Origin of the sequence: Escherichia sp. MOD1-EC6475, from assembly GCF_003046645.1 — a bacterium.
Classification (GTDB): Bacteria; Pseudomonadota; Gammaproteobacteria; order Enterobacterales; family Enterobacteriaceae; genus Escherichia; species Escherichia ruysiae.
The window spans coordinates 26,807-43,497 of sequence record NZ_PZKQ01000031.1; the positions used below are offsets into that span (position 1 = coordinate 26,807).

The window sequence follows — 16,691 nt, forward strand, 5'->3', positions numbered from 1 at the left end:
TGACTAAAGGCCGCAGAGCCTGAACAACACAGACAGGTACAGGAAGAAAAAAACATGGTAGATCAGGTAAAAGTCGTTGCCGATGATCAGGCTCCGGCTGAACAGTCGCTACGGCGCAATCTCACAAACCGACATATTCAGCTTATTGCCATTGGCGGTGCCATAGGTACAGGGTTGTTTATGGGTTCCGGTAAAACAATTAGTCTTGCCGGGCCGTCGATCATTTTCGTTTATATGATCATCGGTTTTATGCTCTTTTTCGTGATGCGGGCAATGGGGGAATTGCTGCTTTCGAATCTGGAATATAAATCTTTTAGTGACTTCGCTTCCGATTTATTGGGTCCGTGGGCAGGATATTTCACCGGCTGGACTTATTGGTTCTGTTGGGTAGTTACTGGTATGGCGGATGTTGTCGCTATTACCGCTTATGCGCAGTTCTGGTTCCCGGGGCTTTCTGACTGGGTTGCTTCGTTATCCGTGATCATTCTGTTACTGGTTCTAAACCTCGCCACGGTAAAAATGTTCGGTGAGATGGAGTTCTGGTTTGCGATGATCAAAATCGTCGCCATCGTGTCGCTGATTGTCGTTGGTCTGATCATGGTGATGATGCACTTCCAGTCTCCGACCGGTGTGGAAGCGTCGTTCGCGCATTTGTGGAATGACGGTGGCTGGTTCCCGAAAGGCTTAAGCGGCTTCTTTGCCGGATTCCAGATAGCGGTTTTCGCTTTCGTGGGGATTGAGTTGGTCGGTACAACGGCTGCGGAAACGAAAGATCCGGAGAAATCACTGCCACGCGCAATTAACTCCATTCCGATCCGCATCATTATGTTCTACGTCTTCGCGCTGATTGTAATTATGTCCGTGACGCCGTGGAGTTCTGTGGTCGCGGAGAAAAGCCCATTTGTTGAACTGTTTGTGCTGGTGGGGCTGCCTGCGGCGGCAAGCGTGATTAACTTTGTGGTGCTGACCTCTGCGGCTTCTTCTGCTAACAGTGGCGTATTTTCTACCAGCCGTATGTTGTTTGGTCTGGCACAGGAAGGCGTCGCGCCGAAAGCGTTCGCTAAACTCTCTAAACGCGCAGTACCAGCGAAAGGGTTGACCTTCTCCTGCATCTGTCTGCTCGGCGGCGTGGTGATGTTGTATGTGAATCCAAGCGTGATTGGCGCGTTCACGATGATCACGACAGTTTCCGCGATTCTGTTTATGTTCGTCTGGACGATTATCCTTTGCTCATACCTTGTGTATCGCAAACAGCGTCCTCATCTGCATGAGAAATCAATCTACAAGATGCCGCTCGGCAAGCTGATGTGCTGGGTATGTATGGCGTTCTTTGTGTTCGTGGTCGTGTTGCTGACACTGGAAGATGACACTCGCCAGGCGCTGCTGGTTACCCCGCTGTGGTTTATCGCGCTGGGGTTGGGCTGGTTGTTTATTGGTAAGAAGCGGGCTGCTGAACTGCGGAAATAACCGCATTATCATGCTGGATGGCGCAATGCCATCCAGCTTTTAGATCACTCACCCGCCAGCGCGCGCGGGAACAGTACATTGTTTTCCAGGCTGATATGCTCCATCAGGTCATCAATCAATTCATTGATACCGTTATACATCGCTTTCCAGGTGGTGCAGGCTTCTGGCGGCGGTGTGACGTTATTGGTAGTGTGTTTGATCACTTCCAGCAGTTCGCCCGCTTCATCGTGCTCGCTTTCCATTACGCTGATTGGCCCCATTGCCTGGCTGCCCATGCCTTGTTTGATCATCGGGAAGAGGATCTGCTCTTCTTTCATCATGTGGCTGGAAAGCTCTTCATGCAGCATGGTCAGGTATTTTGTCAGCCCTTTTGGCACGCTCGGTTTGTCGGCGTGAACGCGCTCGACTTTAGTCGCTTGCAGAATCAGCTCCGGCAGTTGCTCGCGGTGACGATCGTGGTAGCGCACGATGATATGGTCGATGATTTCTGCCAGCGGGGCGCTACGCCAGTCTTTCTCAATCGGTTGTTCAGCAAGCTTTGCCAGTTCAGCTTCAATGACCTCAACATCCAGCTCTTTACGTGCCGCCGCGCGCGCCAGCGTCTGCTTACCGCCGCAGCAGTAATCCATATCATATTTACGAAACAGAGCCGAAGCGCGAGGAATAGAGAGCGCCAGTTCACCTAAAGGTTGGTCGCGATAAGCCATAGCTGATACCTCATTCTTAATAAGATAAGATGTATTTTAGATGCATCTTTAAGTTAAAAGCTATAACCCTTACGTAGCAGAGGCTTATTTAACTCACAGCCAGCATGTCAACTTTCTGAGACAGATTCAGTTAAAGGCTTTTCCGGTTTTGCTCTGACTGCAATGACCACACCAACCACTAACAGCGCGATACCGCCCAGCGTCATCAGCGGCGGTATTTGCTGACGCAGCAAAAAGGTGTACAGCAAACCTGCCAGCGTTTCGAAAACAATCAACGGTCCGAGGATAACCGTCGGTAATCGCTGGCTGGCGACGTTCCAGCAAAGTGCGCCAACCCATGAGCAAAGCACGGCGATAGCAATCATCAGGCTAATAAATACCAGCGGACGGGGGCCAAAAGGTAGGGAGAAGTCCGGCGTTTGCGTATTTAGCCAGTAACAAGCGACGAAATAGCCGATGAGCGAAACCGGCAGCGTGACCAGCGCCTGCGCCGTCGCCCACATCATTGGATGTTTGTCTGGGTTTTCCCGCAGCCAGCGGGCGTTGCGTAGGGCATACCACGCCCAGCAGACCACGGAAACTAACGCCAGCACGATACCCGAGGTATAACGTGCCCAGTCAAAATTGGGGAGTCCGTGGTTTAACTCAGCAATATTCACACACGCCAGGCCGATGCCAATACAAACCAGCGCCGGAGCGAGTTTTCCCCATGCGAGTTTGCCGTCGCGCTGGCTATAAAGCAGATTGGCGAAGACAGGAATAACCACCGGCAGGGTGCCGATAATCATCGTGGAAACAGGCGCGCCGGTACGTTGAATGGCACTGGCAAGGCAAAAATAATAAATCAGGTTGCCCATCATGGTGAGCATCAAGGCGGTAAACCAATCGCGACGCGCCAACTGACGCAGACGCACGCGCCCCAGCCAGGCAATGGGTAGCGCAATTAACCCTAACGCCAGATAACGCCCCATCGACTGCAACATCGCCGGGTATTCCGGCACGATCAACGGCCCGACAAAAATAAGCCCCCACATCAACCCTGCTAGCAGGGCGTACAGCACGCCGCTAATCATCACTGGCATCCACTGGTCTGTCAGAAGAAATGTTCAGGAAGCAGACATGGTTGCTCCCGGCATCCCGTCATTATCAGAGAGGATGCGGGAGGATGCCACTTTAATTAACTAGTTATTAACATTAAAAAGATTGCTTACGCTTTCGGCTAACGTTGTCGTTGGGCGACCAATCAATTTGCTCAGCGTTTTGCTGTCATCAAACAGACCACCTTTCGATGCGCCAACGTCAGAATCAGCCAGCATGTCCGCCAGTCCGACAGGAAGACCAACGCCTTTCAGCGCAGTGGCGAAATCGGCTTCGCTCAGGTTCTGGTAGGTAACCGGCTTGCCGCTCTGTTTGGTCAGCTCTGCCGCTAACTGTGTCAACGTCCAGGCACTATCGCCCGCCAGTTCGTAAACCTTGCCTTCGTGACCGGCTTCGCTAATCACGCGCGCGGCAGCGGCTGCATAATCTACCCGCGTTGCTGAGGCAATTTTGCCATCGCCCGCCGCACCGATGAATACGCCGTGCTCCAGTGCTGCCGGGGCGCTGGCGAGGTAGTTCTCGGTATACCAGCCGTTGCGCAGCAGGGTATAAGCGATGCCAGAATTAGCCAGCATTTTCTCCGTCTCGATATGCTCAGCAGCCAGGCCGAGCGGAGATTTATCTGCGTGCAGCAGACTGGTGTACGCAATAAATTTCACGCCAGCCGCCTTTGCGGCATTAATAACATTACGATGCTGCGGGGCACGTTGACCCACTTCGCTGGAAGAGATCAGCAGCAGTTTTTCCACGCCCTGTAGCGCAGATGTCAGTGCGGCTTCATCGCCGTAGTCAGCCTGACGCACGGTAATGCCTTGCGCGCTCAATGCCTGGGCTTTTGCCGGATTACGTGCGATAGCCACTATTTGGCTGGCAGGGACGGTTTTCACCAGGGACTCAATAACATAGTGACCAAGTTGGCCGGTTGCGCCGGTAATAGCGATCATGGGAAGTCTCCATCGTTTTGTCTTGTGTTTAAATACGCTACCACCTAAACTTACTTTTAGTAAGTACGTACAAAAAGGTAAGTGTGAAATGAGTCAGGTTAGTCTGTCGCAACAACTGAAAGAGGGAAATCTCTTCGCTGAACAGTGCCCGTCGCGCGAGGTGCTGAAACACGTTACCAGCCGTTGGGGGGTATTGATTCTGGTGGCGCTGCGTGAAGGCACTCATCGTTTCAGCGACCTGCGCCGTAAAATGGGCGGGGTGAGTGAAAAGATGCTTGCGCAGTCGTTACAGGCGCTGGAGCAGGATGGGTTTCTTAACCGTATCTCGTATCCGGTGGTGCCGCCGCATGTGGAATATAGCCTCACGCCGCTGGGCGAGCAGGTGAGTGAAAAGGTTGCTGCGCTGGCGGACTGGATTGAGATTCATCTGCCAGAGGTGCTGGCGGTGCGGGATGAACGTGCGGCATAACTGCCGGATGCGCTGCGCTTATCCACCCTGCGCTTCATGACTTGTAGGGCGGATAAGATACGTCAGCATCGCATCCGCCAATAAGTGCCGGATGCGGTTGATGATTTGTAGGTCGAAAAAGATGTGTATTACTGACTCAAATCCACCTGATAAATCGCAAATCCGATATCATCGGTCGCGACTTTTTTCATCGGATATTGCCCTTTCTCTTTAATAAACGCAGCGGCTTTATCTGACGGAGAAGTTTCGAAACGGATATCCAGTTTCTTATCGCCGGGAATCGGTGCTAAACGCCAGTTGTTATCTGCCGCCGGGTGAATTTCCCCCGCACGCTTCGACTCTTCTGCAATCCACGCTGCCAGCACCGAGCGGTTTTCATCCGGTGAAGCAAAAGCAATATGGCTGTCACCCGTACCGGCAAATTTGCCGCCGTAAGCGCGATAGTTATTGGTGGCAACGAGGAACATGGCATTCGGATCAATCGGTTTGCCATTAAAGGTCAGGTTCTTAATCCTTTCCGCATTAGCATTAACCACCTGACATTCGCCGTCATAGCGGGCGGGCTGGGTGACGTCAATCTGGTAATTCACGCCATCAATAACATCAAAGTTATAGGTGCGGAAACCATCCCAGTTGATGAGTGACTGTGGTTTCGTGCTGTTGGGGTCAATCTGATTAAACTGTCCGGCAGAGCACTCCAGCCACTCTTTCACCTCTTTACCGCTGGCTTTCACCACGATCAGCGTATTGGGGTAGAGATAGAGATCGGCGGCGTTGCGGAAGGTAAGCTGGCCTTTTTCCACTTCAACATAGCTGGCTGGGTCGTTTTTGCGACCGCCAACTTTAAACGGCGCAGCAGCAGAGAGCACCGGCAGTTTTGCCAGATCGGGATCGCCCTGGATGTAATGTTCGACATACGCTTTTTGTGCGTTGTTCACCACCTGCACGGTCGGATCGTCCTGCACCAGCGCCAGATAGCTATACATATTGTCGGCAGATTTTCCAATCGGCTTGCTGACAAACTGGCGTGTGGCGTTGTGATCGGCTTTAAGCGTATCGACCAGTTTGCTATCTTCCGCCGCAAGGGATTTTTTATTGGCGATGTCGTAAATCGGCCGTGCTTCCGCTTTCGCCTGCGTCACCTGCCATTTTCCGCTGTCATTATCGAGTTGCAGATCAACCACGCCGAGATGATCGCCCCACATGCCAGGCATCACTGCTGGAACACCGTTAATCGTGCCTTTGGCGATATCTACGCCTTTGATATCAGCAAAATCTTTACTCGGGAAAACGGCGTGAGCATGACCAAACATAATGGCGTCAACGCCCGGAATTTCACTGAGATAATAAACTGAGTTTTCCGCCATCACTTTATACGGATCAGCAGACAAGCCAGAGTGCGCCAGAACGACAACAACATCGGCACCTTTCTCGTGCATTTCCGGCACGTACTTGCGTACCGTTTCAGTGATATCGTTAACGGTAACTTTGCCGGATAAATTGGCCTTATCCCATCCCATGATCTGTGGTGGTACAACACCGATGTAGCCAATCTTAAGCGTCTGTTTATTGCCGTCTTTATCGACCACTTCGGTGTCTTTAATTAAATACGGTGTAAACATCGGCTGTTTGGTTTTAGCGTCGATGACGTTGGCATTCACATAGGGGAATTTTGCTCCAGCCAGCGCATTTTTCAGATAATCCAGACCGTAGTTAAATTCATGATTGCCGAGTGTGCCAACGGTATAATCCAGCGTATTCAGCGCCTTATAGACCGGATGAACATCACCTGCTTTTAATCCTTTCGCCGACATGTAATCTGCCAGCGGGCTACCCTGGATCAGGTCACCGTTATCGACCAGTACGCTATTTTTCACTTCGTTGCGCGCGTCATTAATCAGGCTCGCGGTACGTACCAGTCCAAATTTTTCTGTGGATGTATCTTTGTAATAATCGAAATCCATCATGTTGCTATGCAAATCAGAGGTTTCCATTATGCGGAGATCGACTGTTGCCGCATTCACACTGGCGGCAATCAGCGTAGCAAGAAGCGTTGCACTAAACTTAACCATCTGGGCATCCTTTTATGAACAAGAAGATGAGACGTCTTTCATACGGAGCGTGAAGGATGCCATAAATAATAAATCAGGAAACGATGACGCCATCACAGTTGGCGGATTCTGTAACGATAGGGTATAAGTAAAACAACAAGTTAACACCACTGAAACAAAAGAGGTGGAGAATGTTAGAACAAGTATGTCAACTCGCACGGAATGCGGGCGATGCCATTATGCAGGTCTACGACGGGACAAAACCGATGGACGTCGTCAGCAAAGCGGATAACTCACCGGTGACGGCGGCGGACATTGCCGCGCACACCGTAATCATGGACGGTTTACGTACCCTAACGCCGGATATTCCGGTTCTTTCCGAAGAAGATCCTCCCGGTTGGGAAGTCCGCCAGCACTGGCAACGTTACTGGCTGGTAGATCCGCTGGACGGCACCAAAGAGTTTATTAAACGAAATGGTGAATTTACCGTTAACATTGCGCTGATCGACAAAGGCAAACCGGTATTAGGTGTGGTGTATGCGCCGGTAATGAACGTAATGTACAGCGCGGCGGAAGGCAAAGCCTGGAAAGAAGAGTGCGGCGTGCGCAAGCAGATTCAGGTACGCGACGCCCGTCCGCCGCTGGTGGTCATCAGCCGTTCCCATGCGGATGCTGAGCTGAAAGAGTATCTGCAACAGCTTGGTGAACACCAGACGACATCCATCGGCTCTTCATTGAAATTCTGCCTGGTGGCGGAAGGTCAGGCGCAGCTCTACCCGCGTTTCGGGCCGACGAATATTTGGGATACCGCTGCCGGCCATGCCGTGGCTGCAGCTGCCGGAGCACACGTTCACGACTGGCAGGGCAAACCGCTGGATTATACTCCGCGCGAATCCTTCCTGAATCCTGGATTCCGGGTTTCTATTTATTAAGCAATTTATGCAGCAAGTCCATGACTTGCTGCACTTCTTGCTGGGTTAACGCCCCGTCCTTCGCCCATTGCACGCGACCGTCTTTATCCAGCACGGCAATGGCGGAACTCTCTTCATCCAGTTGCCAGGCTCCGCGCGCGACGCCATTGCTGTCGACAATAAACTGCGACCACGGATAGAGCTTTTTATTGCTCTCCAGGCTGCTGCGTACAAACATACCGGAACCAGGGATTGCGTCGTCGGTGTTGACAATGGTGGTCGTCTGGTAGCGATCGTGCGGCAATTTCGCCGATTTAATTGCTTCAATCAGCGTCGCATTTTTCTCTTTTGCGGAGGTGCGACCGGCAATATGTTGCAGTACTCGCACTTTTCCCGCTAACTGCGCACTGTTCCAGGTTTTGTAGCTAAACTGATCTTTATCAAACACCAACTCGCCACGATCGGTAATACCAATCGGCGGTACGCGCTGACCAGTTTCGAATTTATGTGCGGAGGCCATCATCGGCAGTAGCAAGCAAGTCAGCGCGAGAATCTTGCGTAGGGTCATAGTGTTTCCTTCTTATCGTATGCAGGTGATCCGACCACTTGGGTCTGGCTTTTAATCATATGTGCTATTTATCGAATTTCCCGCAAGTGCGGTGCCAGTTTGCGGACAAGCGCACAAATCATATGAAAAATGAATGTTTATACTGAAGATTGTGGTTAGGAGAAAAGATAATTCTGAATAATTGTAACAGTAGGGTAAAAAAAATTATACACGCTGGAAACATTACCCCGATAGTCTATAGTCATTAGGCATTAAAATTTGCGCCTCATAATAGTTGGGCCGATTGTGGCACCGCAAAGGCGTAATACTCAGCAGGAGACAACAATGAAAATTTTCCAACGGTACAACCCACTTCAGGTGGCGAAGTACGTGAAGATCCTGTTCCGTGGACGGTTATACATCAAGGACGTTGGCGCTTTTGAATTTGATAAGGGTAAGATTCTTATCCCAAAAGTGAAGGATAAACTGCATTTGTCAGTGATGTCCGAAGTTAACCGTCAGGTTATGCGTCTGCAAACAGAGATGGCTTAACCAAGTGCTATGCAGTAATAAGACGGCTCCTGATTCAGGAGCCGTTGATGTTTCTGGGGTTATGCGACGCTTTCTTCTTTATCTTTGGCGTCAGGCAGTTTTGGCGAAAGGGCGGTGGCTTTACTGTCGATTCGCGTAACCAGTAGCTGGTCGATGCGGTAGTTATCAATGTCCACCACTTCAAATTTGTAACCGGAGAACTTCACCGAATCAGTGCGTTTCGGGATCTTACGCAACATAAACATCATAAAGCCGCCGATGGTTTCGTAGTTGCCCGACTGCGGGAACTCGTCGATATCCAGCACGCGCATCACGTCGTCAATCGGCGTACCGCCATCGATTAGCCATGAGTTCTCATCACGCGCTACAATCTGTTCTTCCAGTCCCTGACCAACCAGATCGCCCATCAACGTGGTCATCACGTCGTTGAGGGTGATGATTCCCACCACCAGTGCGTACTCGTTCATGATTACCGCAAAGTCTTCACCCGCAGCCTTAAAACTTTCCAGCGCCTCAGAGAGGGTCAGCGTATCAGGCACAATCAGCGTGTTACGAATTTGCACGCCGCTGTTCAGTGCCAGGCTTTGATTGGCCAGCACGCGGTTCAGCAGATCTTTTGAATCGACATAACCGATAATGTGATCGATATCTTCATTACAGACGAGGAATTTCGAGTGCGGATGCTCCGCCACTTTATTCTTCAGGCTTTGCTCATCTTCATGGAGATCGAACCAAATCACGTTTTCACGTGGCGTCATGGAAGACGGCACGGTACGGGATTCCAGTTCAAACACGTTTTCGATCAGTTCGTGTTCCTGTTTACGCAATACACCAGCCAGTGCACCGGCCTCCACTACTGCGTAGATGTCATCAGATGTGATGTCATCTTTACGTACCATTGGCAATTTAAAGATACGGAAGATCATGTTCGCCAGGCCGTTGAAAAACCACACCAGAGGGGTGCAGACGAACAGGCAGAAGCGCATCGGGTTGATGATACGCAAAGCCACAGCTTCTGGCGCAATCATACCGATGCGTTTCGGGGTTAAATCCGCAAACAGAATAAACATGCCAGTCACTAACGAGAAAGAGAGAATAAAGCTCAGTTGCTCAGAGAGTTCCGCCGATATATAGCGGGAGAACAGGCTATTAAAAGCCGGAGAGAACGCCGCATCACCGACGATACCGCCGAGTATTGCCACCGCGTTCAGACCAATTTGCACCACGGTAAAGAACATGCCGGGATTTTCCTGCATATCCAGAACGCGCTGGGCGTTTATATTGCCTTCATCAGCCAGCAGTTTAAGTTTGATTTTGCGTGAGGCGGCAAGCGAGATCTCGGATATCGAGAAGAACGCACTCACAGCGATCAAGCAGAGTATGACTAAAATACTGTTTAACATATCTTATCCGACCGTTCAGGTCAGATCCTCGGAAGGGGAAGTTGATTAATTTGTGCGAAATACACATTGAAAGCCGGCTCGAAGAGAGTGAACCGACATTTTCAGTGGCTAGTATAGCGTAAGGTACTGTAAAGTCGCCAGAGGGTTAAATTTTTGCTTCATTTCGCTTTAGTTCTGCCTTTTATTGCTACGCTTCAGGCGGCAGGCAAACGCCGATCCCACCAATTCCGCAATAACCATACGGGTTTTTATGCAGATATTGCTGGTGGTCATCTTCGGCATAATAAAACGGTGTCGCGTTGGCGATCTCGGTGGTTATTTGACGATCGTCATCGGCGGCAAGCATCGCGGCCTGAAAACGTTCCAGACTGGCGCGGGCGGCAGCATCCTGTTCTGGTGTTAGCGGATAAATCGCGGAACGATACTGCGTGCCATGGTCATTGCCCTGACGCATCCCTTGTGCGGGATCGTGATTCTCCCAAAATACTTGTAACAGTTGTTCGTAGCTGATCACTGACGGATCGTAAACCACGCGTACCGCTTCGGCGTGGCCGGTATCACCAGAACACACTTCCCGATAAGTCGGGTTTGGCGTGTAACCGCCGGTATAACCTGCGGCGGTGCTGTAAACACCGGGAAGTTGCCAGAAAAGGCGTTCCACGCCCCAGAAACAGCCCATAGCAAAAATGGCGATTTCCATTCCGTCAGGCACATTTGTCATTGAGTGACCATTGACTGCATTCAGCGTGGCTACGGGCATCGGGGTATTACGTCCAGGAAGGGCATCGGCGGGGGAAACCAGATGCTTTTTATCAAATAAACTCATGGTATCGCTCTCCCGAAAATCGGTCTTTGGGGTTTAGGTTGTAACAAGAGACGTATTTGCACACAATAACTCTCGTGAATGTGTATAAAGTAAAACATAAGAAATATTTTGGATTTAGTCTGCTTTTAAATCCATATTGCTGGTTTTTTGTTAAGCCGTTTAACGGGGTTCCAGGGGCAGGAACAAAGGATATTCAGGAGAAAATGTGCGCTATATCCGACAGTTATGTTGTGTAAGCTTACTCTGTTTTGGTGGTTCTGCTATCGCCGCGAACGTCCGTCTACAGGTCGAAGGGTTATCAGGGCAGCTGGAAAAAAATGTTCGTGCACAGCTTTCTACGATTGAAAGTGATGAAGTGACGCCAGACCGGCGATTTCGCGCGCGTGTCGATGATGCCATCCGCGAAGGCCTGAAGGCGCTGGGCTATTACCAGCCGACCATTGAATTTGATCTTCGCCCACCGCCAAAGAAAGGGCGACAGGTTTTGATCGCCAAAGTCACGCCCGGCGTGCCCGTTTTGATTGGCGGCACCGATGTTGTGCTGCGCGGTGGAGCACGGACCGATAAAGACTATTTGAAGTTGTTCGATACTCGCCCGGCTATAGGCACGGTGCTGAATCAGGGCGACTACGAAAATTTCAAAAAGTCCTTAACCAGCATCGCGTTGCGCAAAGGCTATTTCGATAGTGAATTTACCAAAGCCCAGTTGGGTATTGCACTTGGCTTGCATAAAGCCTACTGGGATATTGATTACAACAGTGGCGAACGCTACCGCTTTGGGCATGTGACCTTTGAAGGCTCACAGATCCGCGATGAGTATCTGCAAAACCTTGTTCCGTTTAAAGAAGGTGATGAATACGAGTCAAAAGACCTTGCAGAGCTGAACCGCCGTCTCTCCGCCACTGGTTGGTTTAACTCGGTGGTGGTTGCACCGCAGTTTGATAAAGCGCGAGAAACAAAAGTATTGCCACTTACCGGCGTCGTTTCGCCGCGCACGGAAAACACGATTGAAACCGGGGTCGGGTACTCCACAGACGTAGGTCCACGTGTCAAAGCCACGTGGAAAAAGCCGTGGATGAACTCTTACGGTCACAGCCTGACCACCAGCACAAGTATCTCTGCACCGGAACAAACCCTCGATTTTAGCTATAAAATGCCGCTGCTTAAGAACCCGCTGGAACAATATTATCTGGTACAGGGCGGTTTTAAGCGCACTGACCTGAACGATACCGAGTCTGACTCCACTACGCTGGTGGCTTCTCGCTACTGGGATCTCTCCAGCGGCTGGCAGCGTGCCATTAACCTGCGCTGGAGTCTCGACCACTTTACCCAGGGTGAAATTACCAACACCACGATGCTGTTTTATCCTGGGGTGATGATTAGCCGCACGCGTTCTCGTGGTGGCCTGATGCCAACCTGGGGCGACTCGCAACGCTACTCTATCGACTACTCCAACACGGCCTGGGGTTCAGATGTCGATTTCTCCGTTTTCCAGGCGCAGAACGTCTGGATCCGCACACTGTACGATCGCCATCGTTTTGTTACACGCGGCACGCTGGGCTGGATTGAAACCGGTGATTTCGACAAAGTACCGCCGGATCTGCGTTTCTTTGCCGGGGGCGACCGTAGCATTCGTGGCTATAAATACAAATCTATCGCCCCGAAATACGCCAATGGTGACCTGAAAGGGGCATCGAAACTGATAACCGGATCGCTGGAGTACCAGTACAACGTGACCGGAAAATGGTGGGGGGCGGTGTTTGTTGATAGCGGCGAAGCGGTAAGCGATATTCGCCGCAGTGACTTTAAAACCGGCACCGGGGTTGGTGTGCGCTGGGAATCACCAGTCGGGCCGATCAAGCTCGATTTCGCCGTTCCGGTCGCTGACAAAGACGAGCATGGTTTACAGTTTTACATCGGTCTGGGGCCAGAATTATGAGTTTATGGAAAAAAATCAGCCTCGGCGTGGTTGTCGTCCTCTTATTATTGCTGGGGGCGGTGGCATTTCTGGTGGGCACTACCAGTGGTTTGCATCTGGTATTTAAAGCGGCAGATCGCTGGGTGCCAGGGCTGGACATCGGTAAGGTGACTGGCGGCTGGCGCGATCTCACCTTGTCTGATGTTCGTTATGAGCAGCCAGGCGTAGCGGTAAAAGCAGGCAATCTGCATCTGGCAGTCGGGCTGGAGTGCCTGTGGGACAGCAGTGTTTGCATTAACGATTTGGCGCTGAAGGATATTCAGGTCAACATCGACAGCAAAAAAATGCCCCCTTCAGAGCAGGTTGAAGAAGAGGAAGACAGCGGCCCGCTGGATCTCTCCACGCCGTATCCCATTACCCTGACGCGGGTGGCGCTGGATAACGTCAATATCAAAATTGATGATACTACGGTGTCGGTGATGGACTTCACCTCCGGTCTGAACTGGCAGGAGAAAACCCTGACCCTGAAACCGACATCGCTGAAAGGCCTGCTAATTGCCCTGCCGAAAGTGGCGGAAGTGGCGCAGGAAGAAGTGGTCGAACCGAAGATTGAAAATCCGCAGCCGGATGAAAAACCGCTCGGCGAAACGCTCAAAGATCTCTTTTCTCGCCCGGTATTGCCGGAAATGACCGACGTGCATTTGCCGCTCAATCTGAACATTGAAGAGTTTAAGGGCGAGCAATTGCGCGTGACGGGCGATACGGACATTACCGTGCGCACCATGCTGCTGAAAGTGAGCAGTATCGACGGCAATACCAAACTGGACGCGCTGGATATTGATTCCAACCAGGGGATCGTTAACGCCAGCGGTACGGCGCAGCTGTCCGGTAACTGGCCGGTGGATATCACCCTCAACAGCACACTGAACGTGGAGCCGTTGAAGGGTGAAAAAGTGAAGCTGAAAGTAGGCGGTGCGCTGCGCGAACAACTGGAGATTGGCGTTAACCTTTCCGGTCCGGTTGATATGGATCTGCGTGCCCAGACGCGGCTGGCGGAGGCTGGACTGCCGCTTAACGTCGAAGTGAACAGCAAACAGCTTTACTGGCCGTTTACCGGCGAGAAGCAGTATCAGGCGGACGATCTGAAACTGAAACTCACCGGCAAAATGACCGATTACACGCTCTCTATGCGCACGGCAGTGAAGGGACAGGAGATCCCGCCAGCCACCATTACCCTCGACGCGAAAGGTAATGAACAGCAGGTGAATCTCGACAAACTCACCGTCGCGGCGCTGGAAGGGAAAACTGAGTTGAAAGCGTTGCTCGACTGGCAGCAGGCAATTAGCTGGCGTGGTGAGTTAACGCTTAACGGCATTAACACCGCGAAAGAGTTTCCGGACTGGCCGTCGAAACTCAATGGTTTGATCAAAACGCGCGGCAGCCTGTACGGCGGCACATGGCAGATGGAGGTGCCGGAGCTGAAGCTGACCGGTAACGTTAAACAGAACAAAGTGAACGTTGAAGGTACGCTGAAAGGCAACAGTTATATGCAGTGGATGATCCCTGGTCTGCATCTGGAACTGGGATCAAACAGTGCCGAAGTGAAAGGCGAACTGGGAGTAAAAGATCTCAATCTTGATGCCACGATCAACGCGCCAGGTCTGGATAACGCGCTGCCAGGACTGGGCGGTACAGCGAAAGGGTTGGTGAAGGTTCGCGGTACGGTGGAAGCACCGCAGTTGCTGGCGGATATCACCGCGCGCAGCCTGCGCTGGCAGGAACTCTCCGTGGCGCAGGTTCGCGTGGAAGGCGATATAAAATCCACCGATCAGATTGCGGGTAAACTCAACGTGCGCGTTGAGCAAATTTCGCAGCCGGATGTGAATATCAACCTCGTCACCCTGAATGCGAAAGGCAGCGAAAAGCAGCACGAGCTACAACTGCGGATTCAGGGTGAGCCGGTTTCCGGACAGCTCAATCTGGCGGGTAGCTTTGATCGTAAAGAAGAACGCTGGAAGGGAACACTTAGTAATACCCGCTTTCAGACGCCAGTCGGGCCGTGGGCGCTGACCCGCGATATTGCGCTGGATTACCGCAATCAGGAGCAAAAAATCAGCATCGGGCCGCACTGCTGGCTTAACCCGAACGCGGAACTGTGCGTGCCGCAAACCATTGATGCCGGGGCTGAAGGGCGTGCGGTGGTGAATCTCAATCGTTTCGACCTGGCCATGCTGAAACCGTTTATGCCGGAAACGACTCAGGCAAGCGGTATCTTCACGGGGAAAGCGGACGTTGCCTGGGACACCACCAAAGAGGGGCTGCCACAGGGCAGCATCACCCTTTCCGGGCGTAACGTGCAGGTGACGCAAACCGTCAACGATGCGGCGCTGCCGGTGGCGTTTCAGACGCTGAATCTGACGGCGGAGTTGCGCAACAACCGCGCCGAACTGGGCTGGACCATCCGCCTGACTAATAATGGTCAGTTCGATGGACAGGTGCAGGTGACTGATCCGCAAGGCCGCCGCAATCTTGGTGGCAACGTGAATATTCGCAACTTTAACCTCGCGATGGTAAACCCCATCTTTACCCGTGGGGAAAAAGCGGCGGGGATGGTGAGTGCTAATTTACGTCTGGGCGGTGATGTACAAAGCCCGCAGCTTTTTGGTCAGCTCCAGGTTACGGGTGTGGATATCGATGGCAACTTTATGCCGTTTGATATGCAGCCGAGCCAGCTTGCGGTCAACTTTAACGGTATGCGCTCGACGCTTGCGGGCACCGTGCGAACCCAGCAAGGTGACATTTACCTGAACGGGGATACAGACTGGAGTCAGATTGAAAACTGGCGCGCGCGGGTAACGGCAAAAGGCAGTAAGGTGCGGATCACCGTACCGCCGATGGTGCGCATGGATGTGTCGCCAGATGTCGTATTCGAAGCCACACCAAGCCTGTTTACCCTTGATGGTCGCGTTGACGTACCGTGGGCGCGCATTGTGGTGCATGATTTGCCAGAAAGTGCGGTGGGCGTCTCCAGCGATGTCGTGATGCTCAACGATAATCTGCAACCGGAGGAGGCGAAAACTGCGTCGATTCCGATTAACAGCAACCTGATTGTCCACGTCGGCAACAACGTGCGCATTGATGCCTTTGGTCTGAAAGCGCGGCTGACGGGCGATCTCAATGTCGTACAGGACAAACAGGGGCTGGGGCTGAACGGACAGATCAACATACCGGAAGGGCGCTTCCATGCCTATGGTCAGGATCTGATCGTTCGCAAAGGCGAGTTGCTGTTCTCTGGTCCACCGGATCAACCGTATCTTAATATCGAAGCAATTCGTAACCCGGATGCTACAGAAGATGACGTAATCGCCGGTGTTCGCGTCACTGGACTGGCGGATGAACCGAAAGCGGAGATTTTCTCTGACCCGGCGATGTCGCAACAGGCTGCGTTGTCTTACTTGTTGCGTGGACAAGGGCTGGAGAGCGATCAGAGCGACAGTGCGGCGATGACCTCGATGCTGATTGGTCTGGGGGTTGCACAAAGTGGTCAGATTGTGGGTAAAATCGGCGAGACATTTGGCGTAAGTAATTTAGCTCTCGACACCGAGGGAGTAGGCGACTCCTCCCAGGTGGTGGTCAGCGGCTATGTACTACCAGGTCTACAAGTGAAATACGGCGTGGGGATATTTGACTCTATAGCAACACTCACGTTACGTTATCGCCTGATGCCAAAGCTATATCTGGAAGCCGTGTCTGGTGTAGATCAGGCACTGGATTTGCTCTATCAGTTCGAGTTTTAGC

At 51.9% G+C, this 16,691-nt stretch carries 13 protein-coding genes; 6 read left to right on the plus strand and 7 right to left on the minus strand.

Annotation, left to right across the window (positions count from 1 at the left end):
* Window positions 1-54: 54 nt before the first annotated feature.
* Window positions 55-1,467 (plus strand): D-serine/D-alanine/glycine transporter, encoded by a 1,413-nt coding sequence (cycA, locus tag A7589_RS11180; RefSeq protein ID WP_000228361.1) that lies wholly within the window; start codon window positions 55-57, stop codon window positions 1,465-1,467.
* A 44-nt stretch (window positions 1,468-1,511) separates the two neighbouring features.
* Here the strand turns inward: cycA and ytfE are convergent, their stop codons facing one another.
* From ytfE to qorB, 3 genes are all read right to left on the minus strand, one after another.
* On the minus strand, window positions 1,512-2,174 hold the full coding sequence (gene ytfE, locus A7589_RS11185) for an iron-sulfur cluster repair protein YtfE (protein ID WP_000331457.1): 663 nt from the start codon (window positions 2,172-2,174) through the stop codon (window positions 1,512-1,514).
* Window positions 2,175-2,281: 107 nt separating this feature from the next.
* Complete coding sequence (locus tag A7589_RS11190) at window positions 2,282-3,247, minus strand: DMT family transporter (protein WP_010355954.1); 966 nt, start codon at window positions 3,245-3,247, stop codon at window positions 2,282-2,284.
* 108 nt (window positions 3,248-3,355) lie between these two features.
* A complete protein-coding gene (gene qorB / locus A7589_RS11195) occupies window positions 3,356-4,216 on the minus strand; it encodes an NAD(P)H:quinone oxidoreductase (RefSeq protein ID WP_000560594.1) in 861 nt (286 codons plus the stop codon).
* An 88-nt stretch (window positions 4,217-4,304) separates the two neighbouring features.
* Here qorB and A7589_RS11200 point away from each other — a divergent pair, with 88 nt between their 5' ends.
* Window positions 4,305-4,685 (plus strand): winged helix-turn-helix transcriptional regulator, encoded by a 381-nt coding sequence (locus tag A7589_RS11200; protein ID WP_010355951.1) that lies wholly within the window; start codon window positions 4,305-4,307, stop codon window positions 4,683-4,685.
* Between the two features lie 128 nt (window positions 4,686-4,813).
* Here A7589_RS11200 and cpdB read toward each other — a convergent pair whose 3' ends face one another.
* Window positions 4,814-6,757 carry a 2',3'-cyclic-nucleotide 2'-phosphodiesterase gene (gene cpdB / locus A7589_RS11205; protein ID WP_105282478.1) on the minus strand — a complete coding sequence of 648 codons (1,944 nt, stop codon included), beginning with the start codon at window positions 6,755-6,757 and terminating at the stop codon, window positions 4,814-4,816.
* 170 nt (window positions 6,758-6,927) lie between these two features.
* On the opposite strand from cpdB, the gene cysQ reads away from it, so the two are divergent.
* Window positions 6,928-7,668, plus strand: coding sequence for a 3'(2'),5'-bisphosphate nucleotidase CysQ (gene cysQ, locus A7589_RS11210; RefSeq protein ID WP_000893402.1), 741 nt, complete (start codon window positions 6,928-6,930; stop codon window positions 7,666-7,668).
* Here cysQ and A7589_RS11215 read toward each other — a convergent pair.
* On the minus strand, window positions 7,658-8,215 hold the full coding sequence (locus A7589_RS11215) for a YtfJ family protein (protein WP_000175264.1): 558 nt from the start codon (window positions 8,213-8,215) through the stop codon (window positions 7,658-7,660). The two genes, cysQ and A7589_RS11215, sit on opposite strands and share 11 nt — an antisense overlap.
* Before the next feature lie 324 nt (window positions 8,216-8,539).
* Here A7589_RS11215 and A7589_RS11220 point away from each other — a divergent pair, with 324 nt between their 5' ends.
* The gene (locus tag A7589_RS11220; protein ID WP_000689228.1) at window positions 8,540-8,746 is read left to right on the plus strand and encodes a DUF1107 domain-containing protein; all 207 of its coding nucleotides are present in this window, start codon (window positions 8,540-8,542) and stop codon (window positions 8,744-8,746) included.
* A 59-nt stretch (window positions 8,747-8,805) separates the two neighbouring features.
* On the opposite strand, the gene paeA is transcribed toward A7589_RS11220, so the two are convergent.
* Both paeA and msrA read right to left on the minus strand, forming a co-directional pair.
* Window positions 8,806-10,149: a polyamine export protein PaeA gene (paeA, locus tag A7589_RS11225; protein ID WP_000935031.1), complete on the minus strand. Its 1,344-nt coding sequence runs from the start codon at window positions 10,147-10,149 to the stop codon at window positions 8,806-8,808.
* 187 nt (window positions 10,150-10,336) lie between these two features.
* Window positions 10,337-10,975: a peptide-methionine (S)-S-oxide reductase MsrA gene (gene msrA, locus A7589_RS11230; protein ID WP_016159990.1), complete on the minus strand. Its 639-nt coding sequence runs from the start codon at window positions 10,973-10,975 to the stop codon at window positions 10,337-10,339.
* A 205-nt stretch (window positions 10,976-11,180) separates the two neighbouring features.
* Between msrA and tamA the strand changes: the two genes are divergently transcribed.
* On the plus strand, window positions 11,181-12,914 hold the full coding sequence (gene tamA / locus A7589_RS11240; RefSeq protein ID WP_108188836.1) for an autotransporter assembly complex protein TamA: 1,734 nt from the start codon (window positions 11,181-11,183) through the stop codon (window positions 12,912-12,914).
* Window positions 12,911-16,690: an autotransporter assembly complex protein TamB gene (gene tamB, locus A7589_RS11245; protein WP_108188837.1), complete on the plus strand. Its 3,780-nt coding sequence runs from the start codon at window positions 12,911-12,913 to the stop codon at window positions 16,688-16,690. The genes tamA and tamB overlap by 4 nt, the downstream gene beginning before the upstream one ends.
* The last annotated feature ends 1 nt before the right edge of the window (window position 16,691 follow it).

Bases quoted from the DNA above. Each gene is read 5' to 3' on its own strand.
- cycA (WP_000228361.1), top strand. From the start codon at position 55: ATGGTAGATCAGGTAAAAGTCGTTGCCGATGATCAGGCTCCGGCTGAA.
- ytfE (WP_000331457.1), bottom strand. From the start codon at position 2,174: ATGGCTTATCGCGACCAACCTTTAGGTGAACTGGCGCTCTCTATTCCT.
- A7589_RS11190 (WP_010355954.1), bottom strand. From the start codon at position 3,247: ATGATTAGCGGCGTGCTGTACGCCCTGCTAGCAGGGTTGATGTGGGGG.
- qorB (WP_000560594.1), bottom strand. From the start codon at position 4,216: ATGATCGCTATTACCGGCGCAACCGGCCAACTTGGTCACTATGTTATT.
- A7589_RS11200 (WP_010355951.1), top strand. From the start codon at position 4,305: ATGAGTCAGGTTAGTCTGTCGCAACAACTGAAAGAGGGAAATCTCTTC.
- cpdB (WP_105282478.1), bottom strand. From the start codon at position 6,757: ATGGTTAAGTTTAGTGCAACGCTTCTTGCTACGCTGATTGCCGCCAGT.
- cysQ (WP_000893402.1), top strand. From the start codon at position 6,928: ATGTTAGAACAAGTATGTCAACTCGCACGGAATGCGGGCGATGCCATT.
- A7589_RS11215 (WP_000175264.1), bottom strand. From the start codon at position 8,215: ATGACCCTACGCAAGATTCTCGCGCTGACTTGCTTGCTACTGCCGATG.
- A7589_RS11220 (WP_000689228.1), top strand. From the start codon at position 8,540: ATGAAAATTTTCCAACGGTACAACCCACTTCAGGTGGCGAAGTACGTG.
- paeA (WP_000935031.1), bottom strand. From the start codon at position 10,149: ATGTTAAACAGTATTTTAGTCATACTCTGCTTGATCGCTGTGAGTGCG.
- msrA (WP_016159990.1), bottom strand. From the start codon at position 10,975: ATGAGTTTATTTGATAAAAAGCATCTGGTTTCCCCCGCCGATGCCCTT.
- tamB (WP_108188837.1), top strand. From the start codon at position 12,911: ATGAGTTTATGGAAAAAAATCAGCCTCGGCGTGGTTGTCGTCCTCTTA.